Genomic DNA, 19,963 nt, shown 5'->3' with positions numbered 1-19,963 from the left:
ACTTTGGTATTATGAACTCTTTATAAGACCACTTCAACACTTGTTTTCTAGCAACTTTGGTATTATGAACTCTTTATAAGACCACTTCTATACTTGCTTTCCAGCCTTTTCGGTCTTATGAACCTTTTATAAGACCACTTCACACTTGTTTTCTAGCAACTTTGGTCTTATGAGCCTTTTATAAGACCACTTCAACACTTGTTTTCTCGCGACTTTAGTCTTATGAACCTTTTATAAGACCACTTCAACACTTGTTTTCTAGCGACTTTGGTCTTATGAGCCTTTTATAAGACCATTTCTACTCTTCTTCTCAAACCCCTTTGGTCTGAGAACTCTTATATGACCATTTCTATAACCAAAAAATAAAGCACTGAGGCCAGCCCCCAGTGCTTAAGACTTTTTATTAGAATTTAGAATGGTAGTTTGCGATTTCCCAAGAGTGAACGGCAGTACGATAGCTGTCCCATTCTCCTTTTTTCAGGGAAACATATTCTGTGTAAACGTGCTCTCCCAATGTTTGAGAAGCAATTTCTCCTGCCTCTAATTCTTTTAAAGCTTCAGCTAAGCTTCCCGGAAGATTGTCGATGCCGCGGAATGCTCTTTCCTCTTCATTCATGTGGAAAATATCCTCTTGAATTTGCACCGGCGCTTCTAATTCTTTTTCAATTCCATCCAGGCCTGCCGAAGCAATAACCGCAAACGTTAAATATGGGTTGGATGATGGGTCTGGACAGCGTAATTCTACACGAGTCGCAAGACCTCTTTTGGCAGGAATACGAATAAGGGCTGAACGATTTGATGTGGACCATGCAATATAGCACGGTGCCTCATAGCCAGGAACCAAACGCTTGTAAGAGTTTACTAGCGGGTTCGTGATGGCAGTAAAGCTCTTTACATTTTCTAATACACCTGCAATAAATTGATAGGCTTTTTTCGATAATTGTAATTCATCAGAAGGATCGAAGAATGCATTTTCGCTTCCCTCAAAGAATGACATATTGACGTGCATTCCGGAACCATTGATACCGAAAACCGGCTTTGGCATAAAGGTAGCATGCAAACCAAATTTCTTCGCAACTGTCTTAACAACCCACTTATAAGTAGTTGCCAAGTCCGCAGCAGTAAGGACATCTGCATATTTAAAGTTAATTTCATGCTGCCCTTCTGCAACCTCGTGGTGAGAGGCTTCAATCGTAAAGCCCATTGCCTTCAACGCACGGTAGATTTCTAGGCGAACACGTTCACCTAAATCATATGGAGATGGCTCGAAATAGCCAGCTTTATCGCCGAGCTCCTGAGTTGGGTAACCATTTTCATCTGTTTTAAAAAGGAAGAATTCCAATTCAGGACCGACCGAAATGGTATAGCCTTGATCAGCAGCACGTTCCACTGTTTTCTTCAGGACATTTCTCGTGTCACCTTCAAATAGTGTACCATCCGGGTTTTTAACGGAGCATAAGAAACGTGCTTCTGAATAACCTTGTTCAACAGTCCAAGGAAGTACCGCAAATGTATTTAGGTCTGGCTGCAAATAAAGGTCTGACTTATTAATCGGAGAAAAACCTTTAATGGAAGAACCATCAAACATCATCTTGCCTTCAACCACATCATCAAACTGCTCTACTGTAACAGTGACATGCTTTAAGATGCCTTCAATATCGACGAATTGTAAGTGCAAAAGCTCAACACTTTTTTCGTTCATGATTTTCTTAATTTGTTCTAAAGTTGTAGAATCAATTGCCACATTTGAAATAAGTGTTTCAGTCATGTCACATTACCTCTCAATTTCATGTTATATTTTCTTACATTATATTTAAAAGTCTATCATTAGACAAGTACTTTCTGCATGTTTTTTTGAATATTTATGCTAGTTTTCTAGAAAGCGTTTTCATAATATGATAATGGATAATAGGTTACTATAAATTTATAAGAGGATTTTTATTCATGAATATACATAATTATGTATGATAAACTAAAAAAACGACATTCCTACCTAGAATGTCGGCTTTAACAGCATGTTCGTTACCTTATAGGTCTTGTTTTTTCATAATATCATTAATTACTTCCTTAAACATTTCATTCAAAACACTCTTTTTTTGGGCTTTAAGCCATTCAGTCTGGTTTATGGGCAGTTTTAATTTTAAACTAACCTCTTCCAACGGCATTTCCACTTTTCTTATTTCTTCCAATGTGATGCCCTCTTCAATATTAGGAAACCATGAATCATTTTCATTGATTTTATCGAAATCCTCATATTCATTTAGATCATCAAGTTCAGAAAATAAATTTAGCTGTGGCAAGCCTCCTGGGAGGATTTTCGCATGCATAATGGTCTGAAGGATGCGACCGTCCTCTAATTCTATTTCCATAATCAGGTTTTCAAACTTTCTATATTTTTTCACCGTCACTTCGCTCACAATGAGATCCAATTGCAAGCTGAATCCAGAACTTGATTCAAAAATATAGATGGCACTATTAAAAATATGGATACTCTCTCCATCGATTTTTACCGATTTTACAACAACCATATCTGTTCCCCCATGCAGCCGTCTCAAACATTCCTATAATTTTTAACTATTAACTTAATTTTATATCATAACCTATTAATTGTTCAATCGGCAGGAGGGCAGAATCCTATAACTATTTTACCCTGGCAAATCCAAATCCTGATGCGTAGTCATCCCCTGTTGCTGCACCGTAACCGCCTTTAATGTCGTATAGTTTAGCTCTTCTTTGCAGTTCTGCGCGGAGCTGAGTGTTGGTCCAGGATAAATTGGAGGACCAAATTTTCGCTGCTAACCCTGAAACATGCGGGGTGGCCATCGAAGTTCCGCTGATGGTATTGTAATTTCCATCGTACCAGGTAGATTGAATGTTACTGCCTGGCGCTGAAATTTCAACATCACGCTCCTGGATAATATAGTCACCATCAGTAGAGGAGTTGCCGCGGGACGAATAATTTGCGACTCGATACGTTCCGTTTTGTTGAACATTTTCCAAAGCAGCAACGGCTACAGCGTTTTTCAAGGCCCCCGGATAACCAATGGTATTATCGGCATAGCCGCTGTTTCCGGCCGCGGCGACAATCAGCGTACCTTTGCTGTAGGCGTAATCCACGGCGCTGGCAATCATGGTGTCTTTTCCGCTAGAACCAAGTGACATGGAAATGACTACTTTTGAACCAGTTCTAACTGCTTCATCTGCGGCATGGCGAATAGCACCAGCAATATCATCAGAATAACCGGAGCCTTGGTCATTTAACACCTTGTAAGCCCAAAGCTTAGCCTGTGGTGCTACACCATAGACTCCTAATCCATCAGAAGCTCCGTGAGCATTAGCTGTACCGGCTACGTGTGTGCCATGCCCGTTTCGGTCTGTACAAGTGCCATTAACTATTGAGGATGAAGATTGCGTAAAATCTTTACATTGCTCACCATTTCCAACTAAATCATAATGATTTATATATACACCTGTATCTAATACAGCAATTTTAATCCCCGTCCCGCCAGATGTGCTGCTAATATACGGATCATTATAAATTGCCTGAATTCCCCATGGTGTCCGGTCGTCCGGCAGAGAGGTTATGGCGGTTGCACCAACTTTTCCATTCGGCGCATTTTCAACTCGATCCAAATGCACCTCTGGTACTCTTTCAATCTTTATATTCTTATTATTCAATAATGCTTCATATTGCTTGGTATTTATAGTCGTTGTGAAGCCTTCTGTCCCAAAGTCCCAGCGAACGCCAACATTTTGCTTTGCTTTTGCCATTTCTGCACTTGGCCCTTCAATCATAACTCTAAATGTTTCATTTGAGTCAGGACCTTGACCGAATGCTCCGGTCGAAAACAAGGATGCCCCCATTAACAAACCAAGTATTGCAGAACCCACCTTTTTTGACTTTTTCATTCCCTCTTCCCCTCTCTTTTTTATGTAGCGGCATTCAACCGCAATATTGAGTTTATTTTTGAATCACTCATATATGAATGCGTTTACATTGATAAAAGTTGGGAAAATTTCTTTATAGCCCTTAGTTAACATAATACAATTATGGGTTCTCATTTTTCTATATGAATTTAATGCATTTAGAGCCAATAAAATGATATGATTATGGTTATGAATAAAAAAGGAAGCTCTCTTTCTTTTCACCTTGGAGGAACAGAATGAAAAAAATGAATAGAACCCTACTCGTCATCGGGATTATTTTTGTAGCGTTTAATTTACGGCCTGCCCTCACATCTGTGGGCCCCCTCATCGGATTTATCCGTACAGACTTAGGCATTTCAAACGGAACAGCCGGATTTATTACCACTCTGCCATTACTATCATTTGCCATCATTTCCGTGCTTGCACCAAGAATCAGCCGCACCTATGGCAATGAACGAACTATATTTTTCGGTCTTTTTATCTTATTTATAGGAATTATCATACGGTCACTTGGTTACATCCCAACCGTTTTTCTCGGCACCCTTCTGATCGGAGTTGGCATCGCAGTCGGGAATGTCCTCCTGCCTAGTTTAGTAAAGCTGAAATTCCCGGATAAGGTCGGAATCATGACAAGCACCTATACGACAGCACTTAGTACCTTTGCTGCGCTTGGGTCTGGGATTATTGTGCCGCTAGCCCAAGGGATGGCTTTAGGCTGGAAAACAGCTCTAGCTTTTTGGGCCGTATTAGCCGTGATGGCAATGATTATTTGGTTCCCGCAGCTTCGTGAAACAAGCGTCCGTAAACCGGTCGAGAACATACCTTCCGGAAATAAAGGCCTATGGTCTTCTGCATTGGCCTGGCAGGTTACCTTTTTTATAGGACTACAATCATTTTTGTTTTACTGCACAATCGCCTGGTTGCCGGCCATTTTAGAAAGCCATGGGATGAGCTTGACTTTAGCAGGCTGGATCCTTTCTATCATGCAATTGGCGGGACTTCCGGCCACGTTTATGACTCCGGTCATAGCCGAACGTTTTCGACATCAAAAAGGAATGGTTCTCTTTTTAGGAATTCTTCACTTAGTTGGGTTATTTGGACTTATCTTTAGTAGTAATACCATATTATTAATAACGTCCGTTATTTTTATAGGAGTTGCCCAGAGTGCAAGCTTCAGTTTAGCCCTTACCTTTATCGGTTTAAGAACAACCGATGCCAAGCAAGCAGCGAGTTTATCGGGCATGTCTCAATCAATCGGCTATCTGCTGGCAGCAATCGGTCCTAGTTTGATTGGTTTCCTTTTCGACCAGACCCAGTCATGGACGATCCCGTTATTCGTTTTAGCAATTATAAATGTCATGTTAACCGTTGCAGGTATTGGTGCGGGAAGAAATCAATATGTATTTCGTGAACCATTGAAAAAAATTAGTTAAAAACTAAAAAAATGCCGGTACTCCTTTGTAAATAAGAGTAACCGGCATTTTTTTCTTCATTAAGAAAAACTATCTTCTTCTAAAGCCTTCTTCAACTAAAAATATTTCTGCCTCTTCCCGTGTACCGAAAGTTTCTTCGAGATTGAGTCCGAAATAAATATTCCAGGTTTCATCCTCGTTCACTAATAACAGAACTTGATTCTCCCCATTGACCCATCGTTCCTCTTCGTTATCCCCAATAATCGCTTCCTCTTCGATAGGCTTTTCAACAGCAGACAAGCTATTAATGGAGTCTCTAATCAGTTTTTTTAACTCTTCCTCCGAGTAGTCCCGAATATTAACCATCCCTTTTGAATCGGTTTGATATTGGGATATGCGGCCGGCATATACGAATCCATTTCCATTTGGATGGAGATGGTACACCACATTTTTCTTTTCATAAACACTTTCGTTATATTGGAAATTTACTCGTCCTAGTGAAACATTTACCTTCTCAAGTTCGGGAAATGATTCGATTACAGCCAGTTTTTCTTCAAAAGTTAGCATAATATCCTCCAAATTTCTATCTATAAAATATCATTTTAACCTACATTATAATATTTTGCATTTAAATCACCAACTTAATTAAAAAAGCCCTCTATCCCAGATAGAGGGCTTATAGCCTTATGCAGATTTACGGATGAAAGATTTCTTACCTTCTAAACGGTTCTTACGGTGTTCAGCAGTAGCCGTGAACAATACGTCTGTTGAGGAGTTCAATGCTGTTTCACAGGAATCCTGTAAAACACCGATGATAAAACCTACGCCGACAACTTGCATTGCCACGTCATTTGGGATTCCAAATAGGGAACATGCCAGTGGAATCAATAATAAGGATCCGCCCGCAACCCCCGAAGCACCGCAAGCACATACTGCCGACAGAACGCTTAGGATGATCGCTGTCGGGATGTCTACATGAATACCCAGCGTGTGAACTGCAGCCAATGTCAACACGGAAATTGTTACAGCAGCACCAGCCATATTGATGGTTGCTCCTAATGGAATAGAAACAGAGTAAGTATCCTTATCCAAACCTAGTTTTTCACATAATTTCATATTAACCGGAATATTGGCAGCAGAACTACGTGTAAAGAAGGCTGTAATGCCGCTTTCCTTAAGACACATAAACACAAGTGGGAACGGGTTTTGACGTGTAGCAACGAAAACGATAAGCGGATTGACGACAAGCGCCACAAAAATCATACAGCCGAGTAAAATGACTAGCAATTTTCCATAGCTAAGCAAAGAATCAATACCATTTGTCGTAATCGAGTCGATAACAAGACCCATGATGCCTAGCGGTGCCAACTTAATGACCCAAGTGACCATTTTGGAGACAGCATCGGAAAAGTTCGAAATCATTGTTTTTGTTGTATCCGGAGCATTTTTCAATGCAATACCAAGAACAACTGCCCAAGCTAAGATTCCGATATAGTTCGCATTAAAGATGGCTTTGACAGGGTTATCAACAACATTCAGAAGTAGAGTTTTCAGAACCTCTACAACACCCCCAGGAGCTGTCATATCCTCGGCGCCTTTTGCAAGAGTTAAATTTACTGGGAAAATAAAGCTTATAATTACTGCGATTAATCCTGCTAGAAATGTACCTAAGAGATAAAGAACGAGAATGGATTTCATATTCGTTTGTTGACCGCTCTTGTGCTGCGCGATGGCCGACATAACCAAGAAAAGTACCAATACAGGTGCAATGGCTTTTAAAGCACCGACAAATAATGAACCGAAAATGACTAGCGGCTTTGCTACTGCAGGAACCGTTAAAGCTAGGATAATACCAATAATCAAACCAACAATGATTTGTTTTACTAGACTTACTTGATTCCACTTTTTCAATAGGTTTTTCAAATAAACTCCCCCACTTTTTTATTATTTACGTAAAAAATATCTCTGCCAAACCCTATTGCCTAACATTATTATAAAGAATATTTAGATATCTCACAATAGTATTATTTTCAACTATTTATATATAGAATATTTGAAAAATTCCTATAAATATAAAATCTTAGAAATCTATCAAGTTTATTCCCTGTCCAAATTATTATTAACACAATAATATCACAATCCCCTCTATTAGCGAATGGTATAATAATATAAACAGTTCCCTTAAGACGTCAGCTTTTTAGAAAACAAAACCCACCCTCATAGACAAAAAGGGTGGGTTACTTAGCTATCTTTTATTTTCGATTGACTAGATTTTCCTTTCTTTCCCTTCCCAGTGTGGGTCCCTCAATAGGCGGCGGACTACTTTTCCTACCGGACTTTTTGGCAAGGATTCAATGAATTCAATAGAAGAAGGCTTTTTATATGAAGCTAACTTCTCTTTACAAAATATGATAAGTTCTTCTTCAGATACTGTTTGGCCGTCTTTGAGAACGACATATGCCTTCACTGTTTCTACCCATTTTTCATCCGGAACACCAACTACAGCGGCTTCCATCACCGCCGGATGCTGATAGAGGATTTCCTCCACTTCCCGCGGATACACGTTAAAACCACCTGAAATGATCATATCTGATTTACGGTCAACCAAGAATAAATAACCTTTTTTATCGAGGTATCCCATATCCCGGGTATGTACCCAGCCATCTTTTATCGTTTCATCTGTTAATACAGGTTCATTCCAATAACCAAGCATAGCTTGACTGGATTTTACAGCAATCTCGCCAATTTCCCCAGCTTGGCGCTCCTCACCGAATTCATCAACTATTTTAATAGATGCAGTCGGAACGGGTCGGCCACAGGACAGCAATCTTTCTTCGCCTTCCTCTCCACCGATGGTATGGTCCTGTTTGTTTAAAATGGAAAGAATCAGCGGTGCCTCCGTTTGGCCGTAGTATTGAACAAATTTTGGGCCCCATAAGGCGAGTCCGCGCCGCAAAGCTTCACGAGGCATCGGTGACGCACCATATATAATATTTCTAACGGATTCAAAGGAATACTGTTCGACATTAGGCTGGGACAATAGCATGACAATCATGGTTGGAACTAAATTCAATGTGGTAGGTTTTTCATGGTGTATGGTTTGAAGATATTGTTCGGGATTGAAGCCTGACAGAATGGAATTTGCTGCACCTGATACCCAATGCGGAAGCACCAACGTACCTGACGCATGGGTCAATGGCGCCGCGTGAAGCATTGTATCTCCTTCGTGGATATCTAATGATGATAAGATATTATTGCTAATAGCTGTCCAAATTTCTTGAGTATGAACGGCTGCTTTAAGTGTACCAGTTGTTCCTGAAGTATATTGAATAGTGGCAATATCGGATTCATGTACTTTCACTGACGGTTCCTCTTCGGAAACACCTTTAACAAATTCCGGCATATTAATCATCCATGGTTCTCTTGTGGAACCATTCATTTGGCAGAAGTAACGGAGATTTTCACAATGAATTTTTATTTGTGCGGCTCGTTCACTAAATTCCTCTGTATATAAAAGCGCACTGGCACCGGTCTCCTTAATCATATGAATATGTTCATTCTCTGATAATCTTGTATTAAGTGGGACTCTGATAATCCCAGTAAGGAGAAGTGCAAAATCAATTTCAACACTTTGAAGGGAATTTGCCAGCAAAAATGCCACCCGGTCCCCTTTTTTGAGACCAAGGCTCAACAGGGCATTGGCTAAGCGATTGCTATTCCGATAAACTTGATCGAACGTTAATTTTTGCCCTTGAAAAATAACTCCTGTATGATTAGGGAAATAAACGGCACCTCTTTTGATTAATTCAGCTGCATTCACTAACGATTCCTCCCCGATAAGAATATATTTCTAACATTCAATTACGAATAAGATCCATTACCCGTCTATTTCAAGTTCAGTCCGAATTCTCCGTGCCTGCCCTGTCCTTTTGAAAAACGGGTGGCACCTTCTCTCGTTTCTCCACTATTAACGACATTCACCCCTAACAAGAACTCCAGCTGCATGGCCTTATCAAAGTCTTGATCAAAGCCCCGATAAACTGCTTCCCGGTCACTTATCATGCAAGCTTGTGGAAACTCGGCAATTTCCGCAGCAAGTTTTTCTGCCTCTTCCTTAGCTGTCCCTGTTTCAACGACACGGTTTGCTAAACCAATCAGCAGCGCCTCTTCCGCGTATACAGGCCGGCCAGTTAAAATCAAGTCCAATGCTCGGCTCATACCGATTAACCTTGGCAGTCTTTGCGTTCCGCCATCCACAAGCGGAACACCAAATCTCCGGCAAAACACACCCATGACAGCATCTCGTTCCATCACCCTCAGATCACACCAAAGGGCAAGCTCTATACCGCCAGCAACCGCGTAACCTGATACTGCAGCAATTACCGGTTTGGATAAGTGCATTCTGCTAGGTCCCATTGGACCATCCTTTAACATGTCAAGGTTCATTTCATTTCCTTCATCTTTAGAAAGCGCCTTCAAATCGGCGCCTGCACAAAAGGTTCCGCCTGCACCATGCAGAACAGCAACCCTTAATGTATCGTCATTTTCAAATTTTCTAAATGCATCCGCCAGCTCCTTAGCGGTCCTCCGATCAACAGCATTTCTCACTTCAGGTCGGTTAATCGTAATCGTACAGACCTTCCCCTTTTTCTCCATAATCACATTCATTCTTGACTGCCTCCTACTCTCCCGTTTAAATAACTAGAAATTAAATCTTTAAAGTTTAGTTCCATCTCGTCCATGTCATATAATTGATTATTCATTGTCCACATCGTCCCCAGGCCGATACCCATTGCGATAATCATGACAGGTAAGTTTTTTAGCTGCGTTCCCTTATTGGATACATCACCTAAATATTGCTGGGTATAATCTACTAGGTTGTTAAAAAACTTATTGATAATTTTACGGATTTGCGGATTATGATTTGCCTCGCCCAAATAATTTAAAAAAACGGCCATGTATTCAGGATTTTCTTTTGAAACCACATTAATATTTTCCAAATGCTTCATCAATTTGTCTTCCGGATTTTGCAGCGGTTCAACTGTTTCCATTACCTTTTCATGGGACCGGCGAAATGAAACCTTGAGAACCTGCATAAGCAAATCTTCCTTGCTTTTAAAATAATGATAAATAATCCCCGTGCTGATACCGGCTTCCTCGGCTATATCTTTCATGGACAAATTTGAAAGCCCCTTTGAAATAATACAATTTTTCGCGGCCACAATTACTTGCTCTTTCCTGATGTCTTCCATTCCTACTTTTGGCACAATGGCACCCCCTTTTTTTATTTATAATGAACGTTCAATATAAATAATAATACTTTAACGAATTTTCTGTCAACTATAACACCTTTTATTCCAACTCTTAAACTACATACGACTGTACTGTCTGCATAAAATCTGGGACACCAAATCATACTAACATTGAGAAAATGTGGAATATTGGCAAGAGCACTTAAAAATACAGGGGAAATGGTACATGAAATTCCGTAAAAGGAAATTATTATCACAAATTATAAATGAAAAGAGTCAAATGGTTCTAGATGAACAACAATCGCTTTTGAGTAAGGATCGTTTATCTATCCATTTAGATGATAATGTACAAAAATTGGAATCCATCTATGCGGATTGTGCCGATATAAAGTTCCGGTATTTTATAATCGGAAATGAATCAAAAGCTGTTCTTATCTATGTTGACGGCATGTCAAACGTCGAAGAAATCGATAATAACCTTTTAACACCGTTAATGCGTTTAGAGCTAGAAACAGAACCGGATTTCCATGCTCTAATTGAAAAGACCCTAACGGTTTCTAATATAAAAGAAATACAAACCTATGATGATTTGGTTAATGAGGTTTCATCAGGAAATCCGATCATTTTAATAGACCATCAATCAAAAGGAATTTCCGCCGGAATTCCTAAATGGGAAAAACGTTCACTTCAAGAACCGACTGCAGAAACTGTGGTCCGGGGTCCGAGGGATGGCTTTATTGAAACGTTAAGCACAAATATTGTCCTCCTGCGCAGGAAAATAAGAAGTCCTAAATTGAAAATGAAATCCATTCAAATAGGACGCTATAGCCAAACACAAGTCGTCATCATGTACATCGAAGGTATTGCCGATCAAACGCTAATCGAAGAGGTTCAAAACCGTTTAAATCGGATTGATATTGACGGCATTCTCGAGAGTGGATATATCGAGGAGTTTATCAAAGATCATCCTTACTCTCCTTTTCCATTAATTTTAAATACTGAGCGCCCGGATATTGCAGCTGCAAGCTTACTGGAAGGTAACGTGGTCATCTTAACCGATGGGACTCCCTTCGCCTTGATTGCTCCAACGACCTTTTACTCCCTGCTGCAGTCACCAGAGGATTATTATGAAGGGTTTATCATTGGAACGCTGATTCGGTGGCTTCGTTATGTCTTTTTGCTGGTGGCCTTGTTGCTGCCTTCCGTTTACGTAGCCATCCTGACATACCATCAGGAAATGATTCCCACTACCCTGTTAATCAGCGTTGCAAAATCGCGGGAACAAATCCCTTTCCCGGCACTGGTAGAAGCATTGCTCATGGAAGTTTCATTCGAGGCACTTCGAGAGGCCGGCATCCGATTGCCTAAGAACATTGGTTCAGCGGTTAGCATTGTCGGTGCCCTTGTCATTGGTCAAGCAGCTGTCTCGGCGGGTTTGGTTTCAGCACCAATGGTCATGGCAGTGGCGATTACTGGGATTGCTTCCTTTTTAATCCCGCGTTACAGTGCATCGATTGTCCTTAGGATTCTTCGGTTCCCCATCATGTTTCTGGCTGGTACATTGGGATTAGTTGGCATCATGCTCGGACTTCTTACGATCATTGTTCATATGTGTACACTTCGTTCCTTTGGAGTTCCCTATCTGCAGCCCTTGGCGCCAATTAGAAATTCAGAGTTGAAGGACTCCATCATCAGGGCGCCCTGGTGGTCTTTTAAGAAGCGGCCCCATTGGACAGATGATTATAATAAGGTCCGCCAGCCAAATGGACAACAGCCTTCTCCTCTAAAAGGAAAGGAATAGGAGCTGACTTACCATGCTGGAACAAGGTAAAATTTCGCCGGTTCAAATGGCCTTGCTAATGATCCCGGCTATCATCGCAACTGTGCTTCTGTTGGTGCCATCGATAACCGCCAAACACGCCCATCATGATTTATGGCTGTCCCCAATATGGGCGTCCGGAACCGGTTTTTTCGTTGTGTTTTTATCCTATCAATTGAATAAACTTTTTCCAAAACAAACTATTATTGAATATAGCGAACAAATTCTTGGTAAAATATTCGGAAAATTGATTGGGGGCATTTTTCTATTTTTCTATTTGCACATAACAGGGATTATCGTGCGGGAATACGGCGAGTTTGTATCCGGCGCCGCACTGTTCCATACCCCAATGGGCGTTATAATCGGAACCATGGTAGTTGTTTGTTCGTTTGCAGTTCTTGGCGGCCTGGAAGTGATGGGTAGAGCCTCAGAAATCATCGTTCCCGTCGTGGTTCTTCTCTACATCTTGCTTTTCATTCTGCTCATCAAAGATTTGGAAGTAAATAATCTGTTTCCCATTATGGAAAAAGGGATTATGCCTTCGTTAATGGGGTCGATTGTCCCGCAAAGCTGGTACAGTGAGTTCATCCTGGTCTCTTTTTTATTGCCATATGTGACAAATCAGAAAAAAGGGGTTAAATGGGGATTTATAGCGGTTTTCATCGTCTTGTTTCTAATGGTTCTTACCAATATCATGACTCTCTTATTGTTTGGAAATTTGACCGCTTCCCTCACCTACCCTGTGATGGTGGCAGCCCGTTACATTAGTATCGCTGATTTCTTGGAACATTTGGAATCGATTGTAATGGCGATTTGGATTGCCGGGACCTTTATCAAAATTACGGTTTTTTATTATGCACTTGCTCTAGGCACCGCCCAGTGGCTTAAGCTATCAGATTACCGCCCAATCGTGCTGCCGATTGGTTTCTTAATTCTCTTACAAGGGCTTTGGGCAGCGCGGGATCTTCAGGAATTATCCCATTTTCTTGCAACATCGGGGGCAATTTATATTTTATCCATTCAGGTAATGCTTCCAGTTATCCTGCTGATGACTGCATCCATTCGAAAAAAACTCGGACAGCGGAAAGGAAATAAGCAGAATGAAACACCGGTCAATCAGTGAAAAAGGACTGCTCTATTTTATTCTTATTTGTTCAGTCATTTTGCTCTCTGGCTGCTGGGACAGGAATGAAGTAAATGATTTGGCCTTAATTACTGCTGCAGGTTTTGACAAATTTGCAGATGATAAGATTGAGCTTACTGTTCTTGTTTATATTCCTAAAGGCGGCAGTAATGCTCAGGCAATGGAAAGCAGCAACACCGGAGCGAGTCAAACCCTGGTAAGATCAGCTGTCGGGAAAACCGTTGCAGATGCCATGGCCAAACTTCAGGAGAAACTGCCACGGAAAATCTTTTGGGGCCACACTGATGTTTTCCTCCTTCATGAGGAGCTTGCCAAAAAGGGGATTGCCGAACATGTTGACTTTATCATGCGGCATCCAACGCTCCGAGAACGCGGGCAAATTTTTGTCAGCAGCCAAAAGGCGAAAAAGTTATTAAGACTTATGCCCCCGCTCGAACGTGATTTGTCCGAGGTTTTGAAGGAATTAAGCCAGCATAAATTGGGATTAAACATTACCACCAAAAAATTGGCCCAAATGCTGCTTGGTGATTCAGGTGATTGTGCGCTGCCGTGGATTACCATCCTTCCCCCTGAAAGTAAGGATAAACCGTTGCAGACGATTGCATATAGTACAGGTACCGCCATTTTCAAAAAGGATAAAATGGTGGGAATCATTGACGATTCTGTTACAAGGGGCGTTCTTTGGCTAAGAAATGAGATTTTGTTAGGAGTGATTACGATTAAGCCTCCAAAAACAAATGGTTATATCTCAGTCAATGTATTGCAAGCACAATCAAAGCTGGTACCGAAAATACAGAATGGCATTTGGACAATCACGCTTAAATCAGAATCTGCCAGTGATATCGTTCAAAATACAACAAATTTAGATGTATCTGATCCGGTTGTTGTAAAATCTCTTGAACCTCTGTTAGCGAAAGAGGTTGAAAAAAGAATAAAACAGGCCAGGACTCAAGTGCAAGAGGAGATGAAAGCCGATATTTTTGGATTTGCTGAAGCCTTTCACCGTAAATATCCAGATGTATGGAATAAGAAAAAAAATAGCTGGAATGAAATCTATCCCAATGTTGAATTAAAATTTGATACAAAATCCCATATTCGCAGGCAGGGCCTAACTTCTTAACACACTTGCAGGAGAAAAAGAGGTGAAATCATGAAATGGGGTCTGGTGATAGCCAGTTTATTCATTGCCATCTCCATGTTTCTTTATCAATGGCCAAAACTAAAAAAGCATCAAAAGAAAGAAAAAGCAGCATTTCTATCACTAACCTTCCTTGGATTGTTTCTATCTATTTTACTTATTTTTTTTCCAGAAATGCCAGGCCCCACTCAAATGATTGACTGGATTTACAAGCCATTAGGAAGGTTGATCGAAAAATAGGCTTTACGACAGTTAACGGTTGTTATCCGACAGTTAGAAGACCCTATCCGACGGTAATCCATTTTTTACTTCCGGAAAAATAAACAATCCACCCTAGCACTGGACTAAGGGTGGATTGTTTCGTAAAACGTTATTCAAATAAAGGACTGACGGCTTTTTTATTATGAACCCGATCGATGGCTTCAACTAGCAATGGACCAACGGACAATATCGTCATTTTACCGCTTCTCTTTTCTTCCGGAATGGAAATTGTATTGGTTACCACCAATTCTTTTATCGAAGATGATTCGATTCTGCTGACTGCTGGACCGGAAAGCAGCGGGTGTGTGCAGCAGGCATAGACAGCCTTCGCCCCTTTTTCCATCATGGCATTTGCTCCAGTTGTAATGGTCCCTGCTGTATCAATGAGATCATCCACAATAATTGCATTCTTTCCTTGAATGTTTCCAATAATGTTCATAATATCAGTTGTATCGTGCTCAGGGCGGCGCCGGTCAATCAAGGCAATCGGGGCATTTAACAGGCTGGCCATTTTTCTCGCTCTAACTACCCCGCCGTTATGCGGTGCAACCACAACGATATCTTCTAATCCTTTTTCTTCAAAATACTTTGAAAGAATCGGAATCCCGGTTAAATGCTCTACAGGTATATCAAAAAAACCTTGTACCTGCGGGGAATGGAAATCCATCGTAATAATCCTGCTGGCACCAGCTGAAACCAGAAGATTCGCGACAAGTTTTGCTGTAATCGGTTCCCGCGATCTTGCTTTCCTGTCTTGGCGGGCATAGCCGTAATATGGCACAACAATGTTAATCACTTTTGCAGAAGCTCGTTTCAAGGCATCAATCATGATAAGAAGCTCCATAATATGTACATTCGTTGGATGTGAAGTAGATTGGACTAAGAAGACTTCACTTCCGCGAACACTTTCTTCTATGCTAATTTGAATTTCACCATCGCTAAATTGCTTCACGGAGCTTCGGCCTAACGTACAGCCTAAAAGTTCAGCCATTTCTTCTGCCAGCTTGCGGTTTGAATTTAAGGTAAACATTTTGAAGTCTTTATTTAATTGATAAGGCACCTTGTTTCCTCCAAAAATACTTTTTCTATTATTATAACATTCAATTGGGACAAGGATAAAATTTTGCTTAAAAATAAAAAAGCACCCTCGAAAGGATGCACCCATTATTATTTTTCAATTACCTCCACAGAGGAAATCCGTGTTGGATTGATGACAATTTTCTCGTCTCTGTCTAAATATACCAGCGTGTTATGCAAGGTTTTTTCACCATTTGCTGAATCAGTATAAAACGTTCGAGTGAAGTCTTTTAATGAATAATCCTTTTCGCTAATGACATATTCCTTCCCAGAATCCATGACGACTTTAATTTTCATTTCCCCCACTCCTAACTTATGTTGTTACTATTCATTATTCGATGTTGGAGGGTGAAAATCCTTTTGAAAAGCCATTCAATTTTTGAAATTATTAAGAACAACTGTTAATAACGTTTCTTTTTGCTGAATGATAAGACGAGATTTTTTAGCGTATAGAGTCTTCCCGAGAAAATAAATAAATCATCGTAGTTATTTTTTACATACTCTTCAATAATGTCGTGCCCTTCTTGAAACCGGTTCACTAAATAATGAGTGTATTTTCCATCCCAGGAAAATCGATTAATCCTAATAAGTTCATCTGCGATGATTTGATACTGAAACTCCTCCATGATTAGTTTCATTTGATACACCTTATCCACATTTACATAAACACTATTTTTATTTGCGTGGGTCTTATGGACAAATTTAATAAAGTTATTTATATTTTCAGCGAGCATGATCGCTTTTTGCATTTCGAATTGCATGTTTCCATCACCCCTGAAAACATAATGTTTTCCTAGGAAAAGTGTATGTTTAGAACTTATATTATATTACAAAACGAAAAGTGCCAGGCACCTGTCAATGAATGATGCCCGGCACTTACTTTACTTTTTAAAAAATATACATACAAACTGAGATAATGATTCCCGTGTAAACAAGTGTGATGACGGTGAAGCCCATGATGTCGCGGATTTTCAGGCCAGCGATGGCTAAAAGCGGGATGGCCCAGAAAGGCTGGATCATGTTGGTCCAGGCATCGCCCCAGGCAACGGCCATGACCACTTTTGCCGGATTCACACCCATCTCTAGTGCAGCAGGAATAACCATCGGCGCCTGAACAGCCCATTGCCCGCCACCGGATGGAATAAACATGTTCAGCAGTCCCGCCGCCCAAAATGTAAATAATGGCAAAGTATTGCTCGTGGAAATATCCGTGAATAAATCGGAAATCCATAACGCCAAACCTGAAGCACCCATCATCCCCATGATTCCAGCGTAGAACGGGTATTGTAAAGCAAATTGGCCGACGCTGCCTGACGCCTTCAAAATCCCTTTTCCAAGGTCGCGGACGTTTCCATATAATAAAAGAGCAAACGTTAAGAAGATGAGGTTGACCGTATTTAAATCCAGTGAGAAGCCATTTTTCACAAAGTGATTGATTAGGTAAGATAATCCTAAAAGCCCTCCGAAAACGGTGATAAGTCTGCTTTTTTCTAATTTATCATTGAGGTAATTGGTCTCAGAATCTTTTGTGTCCACTTCAATTTTGTCTTCCAACAGTTTTTGATCAATAATAAAGCGGTCTTCTTTTCTTTTTGGATGGACTAGTTTCATGATGAATGGCAAAGTGAAGAAGGTGATGATGACGATGGCCAAATTTAAAGGTGAGAAAAGCGTCTCAGATGTTGGAATGATGCCAATTTTATCTTGAAAAACATGATCCTTTGTCGCTACGAACAAAGCCGGTGAGGAAGAAAGGCCGCCCTCCCAGATGACAAATCCTGAATATCCAGCGGCAACTAGGACTCGGTAATCCACATCCCGTACCTTTTTCGCCACTAGCTTCGCGATAATGCCGGCGACCACAAGTCCAAATGCCCAGCTGATCAGTGAGGCAAAAAGCGACGTAAAAGTCACTAGTAAAATAGCAGAAGTCGGCGTTTTACAAATTCCGGCGATTGATTCAAGTGTTTTCGAAACTGGTTTTGTTAAAGCTAAAGCGTAACTCATGATGAACGTAGTGATGATTTGCGCGGTAAAGGTTAACAGTCCCCAAAAACCGTCTCCCCAATAAATGGCCATGTCTACCGGCGACTTATCTGTGATGAACATTCCGCCAAGAAACGTGATCACCGTAAGTAAAACAGCAAAAACGAAGGCATCCGGCAGCCATCTTTCTGCAATTTTGGCAAAGAAAAGCCCAATTTTTGCAACAATATTATTCTGGTTATTTAGCGAAGATTTTGGTGATTCATTTTGCAGATTCGTTTTCATTTCATTTCCTCCCTTTTTCTAAGAAATAATTTTTCAATAAATGCTTTTGAATTTTTCCAACCGAAGTTCTGGGGAACTCTGAAAGAATCTGAACGGATTCAGGAACCTTAAATTTGGCCAGTTTATTCGTACAGAAATCGATTAATTCCTGTGGAAGAGTATCATACCCGTCCTTCAAGATAACGAAGGCGTGAATGGACTCGTCTCTCATCTCGTCTGGCATTCCTATGACAGCGCTTTCAAACACGGACTGATGTTGATTCAAAACAGACTCGACTTCACTTGCTGCCACATTCTCTCCTGCGCGTTTAATCATATCCTTCTTCCGGTCAACAAAATAGAAGAAATCCTTATCCGGGTCTTTACGGGCCATATCCCCTGTATAAAGCCAGCCATGCCGCAATGTTTCGTTTGTGGCTGTTTCATTGTTAAAATACCCCTTCATAATCGTTCTGCCCGGAATACCGGAAACAACAATTTGCCCTTCCTCCCCATCCTCTACTTCACAGCCATTTTCATCCACCAGCTTGACGTTATAGGCAATATTAGGACGGCCGATACTCAAGTTATCTCGATTGCCGTTAATTGGATTGATGAGTGGTGTCCCGACTGTTTCAGTCATGCCGTATAACTGGCATAATGGGACCTGGTACCTTTCCTCAAAGGTTTGCAGCTGTTCACTCGTAACTGATTGGGCAAAAACAATTAAGCGCAGATTGTTTTTGGCATCATCGGAATCATATTCTTTTTTCAATATCATTTTGATTGGTGCGGCAAACAAGGAACCCACCGTGGCCTCGAGACGTCTCGCCTGCTTAAAATACCTGGAAGCGCTGAAGGATTCTGTTATGGCGATACTTGCGCCTACCGTCAGGGCCGGCATCGACAAATAATATTGACCGTTTCCATGGAAAATCGGCAGCACAATCATCACACGGTCTTCAGGAGATAACCTTAACGACCTCGACATGATTTCCCCGACAAACACATAGTTGGCGTGAGTGATTAGAACCCCTTTTGGCTTGGAGGTCGTCCCGGATGTATACAATATCGCAGCAAGATCATTGCTTGAGAGTTCAGGAAACGCTTTTATTGGTTCGTGCTGCATGATAACTTCATCAAGACTTACCCCATACGCTTGGCTGCCCTTGCTTCTTGATAAAAACAAACCATTTAATTGAGCTTGGAAACTAGTAAACTTCTCTACGTATTCATCTTCGGTAATGACAAGCCTTGTTTCCGAATGTTCCAATAGGTAGGCAATTTCATCTGCAGTGGAAAGAATATTAGTTGGCACCATAACCGCGCCGATGGATGTAATAGCGAACCAGGAAATCATAAAGTCCATGCTGTTCGGCAAGTGCAGCAGGACTTTATCACCCTTTTTAATACCGTAAGCATGTAAAGCGGATGCAAGCCTTCTGACCTGGCCGCAAAATTCTTCATATGTATGAGAAAGTGTCTGTTCGTCTTTGTCTTCAAATACGATAAAGGTCTTTTTTGGAAAAAGCGCAGTCATTTCCTCTAATAGCTTCGGAATTGTTCTATTTCCGATAATATCTGTCATGGGTTGTTCCCTCCTGCCAACCATCGTTTCATTTTTAATGAATTCCTCCCTATTATTTTTAATAGTTCTCCACGTTTATCTAATATGCAATTTTC

General features: G+C 40.8%; 18 protein-coding genes. 5 read left to right on the top strand and 13 right to left on the bottom strand.

What is annotated here, in order from left to right; genetic code table 11:
• Positions 1-403: 403 nt before the first annotated feature.
• The 3 genes from glnA to KHB02_RS03930 form a co-directional block, all read right to left on the bottom strand.
• Positions 404-1,768: a type I glutamate--ammonia ligase gene (gene glnA / locus KHB02_RS03940; protein WP_213139889.1), complete on the bottom strand. Its 1,365-nt coding sequence runs from the start codon at positions 1,766-1,768 to the stop codon at positions 404-406.
• Between the two features lie 259 nt (positions 1,769-2,027).
• Positions 2,028-2,528 (bottom strand): hypothetical protein, encoded by a 501-nt coding sequence (locus KHB02_RS03935; protein WP_213139888.1) that lies wholly within the window; start codon positions 2,526-2,528, stop codon positions 2,028-2,030.
• Positions 2,529-2,640: 112 nt separating this feature from the next.
• A complete protein-coding gene (locus tag KHB02_RS03930) occupies positions 2,641-3,909 on the bottom strand; it encodes a S8 family peptidase (protein ID WP_213139887.1) in 1,269 nt (422 codons plus the stop codon).
• A 254-nt stretch (positions 3,910-4,163) separates the two neighbouring features.
• Here KHB02_RS03930 and KHB02_RS03925 point away from each other — a divergent pair, with 254 nt between their 5' ends.
• Complete coding sequence (locus tag KHB02_RS03925; RefSeq protein ID WP_213139886.1) at positions 4,164-5,360, top strand: CynX/NimT family MFS transporter; 1,197 nt, start codon at positions 4,164-4,166, stop codon at positions 5,358-5,360.
• Between the two features lie 69 nt (positions 5,361-5,429).
• Here the strand turns inward: KHB02_RS03925 and KHB02_RS03920 are convergent, their stop codons facing one another.
• The 5 genes from KHB02_RS03920 to KHB02_RS03900 all read right to left on the bottom strand — a co-directional run bounded on the left by KHB02_RS03920 (position 5,430) and on the right by KHB02_RS03900 (position 10,606).
• Positions 5,430-5,906: a hypothetical protein gene (locus KHB02_RS03920; protein ID WP_213139885.1), complete on the bottom strand. Its 477-nt coding sequence runs from the start codon at positions 5,904-5,906 to the stop codon at positions 5,430-5,432.
• Between the two features lie 117 nt (positions 5,907-6,023).
• A complete protein-coding gene (gene sstT / locus KHB02_RS03915) occupies positions 6,024-7,262 on the bottom strand; it encodes a serine/threonine transporter SstT (RefSeq protein WP_213139884.1) in 1,239 nt (412 codons plus the stop codon).
• Between the two features lie 343 nt (positions 7,263-7,605).
• Complete coding sequence (locus KHB02_RS03910) at positions 7,606-9,159, bottom strand: class I adenylate-forming enzyme family protein (protein ID WP_213139883.1); 1,554 nt, start codon at positions 9,157-9,159, stop codon at positions 7,606-7,608.
• A gap of 65 nt (positions 9,160-9,224) precedes the next feature.
• Complete coding sequence (locus KHB02_RS03905) at positions 9,225-10,007, bottom strand: crotonase/enoyl-CoA hydratase family protein (protein WP_213139882.1); 783 nt, start codon at positions 10,005-10,007, stop codon at positions 9,225-9,227.
• Positions 10,004-10,606, bottom strand: coding sequence for a TetR/AcrR family transcriptional regulator (locus KHB02_RS03900; protein ID WP_241113703.1), 603 nt, complete (start codon positions 10,604-10,606; stop codon positions 10,004-10,006). Before KHB02_RS03900 ends, KHB02_RS03905 begins: the two co-directional genes overlap by 4 nt.
• Before the next feature lie 211 nt (positions 10,607-10,817).
• Here KHB02_RS03900 and KHB02_RS03895 point away from each other — a divergent pair, with 211 nt between their 5' ends.
• The 4 genes from KHB02_RS03895 to KHB02_RS03880 are packed head-to-tail and all read left to right on the top strand — an operon-like array spanning position 10,818 to position 14,932.
• A complete protein-coding gene (locus KHB02_RS03895; RefSeq protein WP_213139881.1) occupies positions 10,818-12,392 on the top strand; it encodes a spore germination protein in 1,575 nt (524 codons plus the stop codon).
• A 13-nt stretch (positions 12,393-12,405) separates the two neighbouring features.
• A complete protein-coding gene (locus KHB02_RS03890; protein WP_213139880.1) occupies positions 12,406-13,533 on the top strand; it encodes a GerAB/ArcD/ProY family transporter in 1,128 nt (375 codons plus the stop codon).
• Entirely contained in the window at positions 13,511-14,674 is a 1,164-nt protein-coding gene (locus KHB02_RS03885) for a Ger(x)C family spore germination protein (RefSeq protein WP_213139879.1), read from the top strand. Before KHB02_RS03890 ends, KHB02_RS03885 begins: the two co-directional genes overlap by 23 nt.
• A gap of 30 nt (positions 14,675-14,704) precedes the next feature.
• On the top strand, positions 14,705-14,932 hold the full coding sequence (locus tag KHB02_RS03880) for a hypothetical protein (RefSeq protein ID WP_213139878.1): 228 nt from the start codon (positions 14,705-14,707) through the stop codon (positions 14,930-14,932).
• Positions 14,933-15,062: 130 nt separating this feature from the next.
• Here the strand turns inward: KHB02_RS03880 and KHB02_RS03875 are convergent, their stop codons facing one another.
• The 5 genes from KHB02_RS03875 to KHB02_RS03855 form a co-directional block, all read right to left on the bottom strand.
• Complete coding sequence (locus tag KHB02_RS03875) at positions 15,063-16,013, bottom strand: ribose-phosphate diphosphokinase (RefSeq protein WP_338088257.1); 951 nt, start codon at positions 16,011-16,013, stop codon at positions 15,063-15,065.
• 107 nt (positions 16,014-16,120) lie between these two features.
• Entirely contained in the window at positions 16,121-16,327 is a 207-nt protein-coding gene (locus KHB02_RS03870) for a hypothetical protein (RefSeq protein ID WP_213139876.1), read from the bottom strand.
• 104 nt (positions 16,328-16,431) lie between these two features.
• Positions 16,432-16,791 carry a hypothetical protein gene (locus tag KHB02_RS03865; protein ID WP_213139875.1) on the bottom strand — a complete coding sequence of 120 codons (360 nt, stop codon included), beginning with the start codon at positions 16,789-16,791 and terminating at the stop codon, positions 16,432-16,434.
• Positions 16,792-16,918: 127 nt separating this feature from the next.
• Positions 16,919-18,301: a short-chain fatty acid transporter gene (locus KHB02_RS03860; protein ID WP_213139874.1), complete on the bottom strand. Its 1,383-nt coding sequence runs from the start codon at positions 18,299-18,301 to the stop codon at positions 16,919-16,921.
• A 1-nt stretch (position 18,302) separates the two neighbouring features.
• The gene (locus tag KHB02_RS03855; RefSeq protein ID WP_213139873.1) at positions 18,303-19,868 is read right to left on the bottom strand and encodes an AMP-binding protein; all 1,566 of its coding nucleotides are present in this window, start codon (positions 19,866-19,868) and stop codon (positions 18,303-18,305) included.
• Positions 19,869-19,963 lie beyond the last annotated feature (95 nt).

Origin of the sequence: Neobacillus citreus (genome assembly GCF_018343545.2) — a bacterium.
Lineage (GTDB): Bacteria > Bacillota > Bacilli > Bacillales > Cytobacillaceae > Neobacillus > Neobacillus citreus.
The sequence above is the reverse complement of the archived record's forward strand: the minus strand, read 5'-3'. Positions and strand labels throughout refer to the sequence as shown.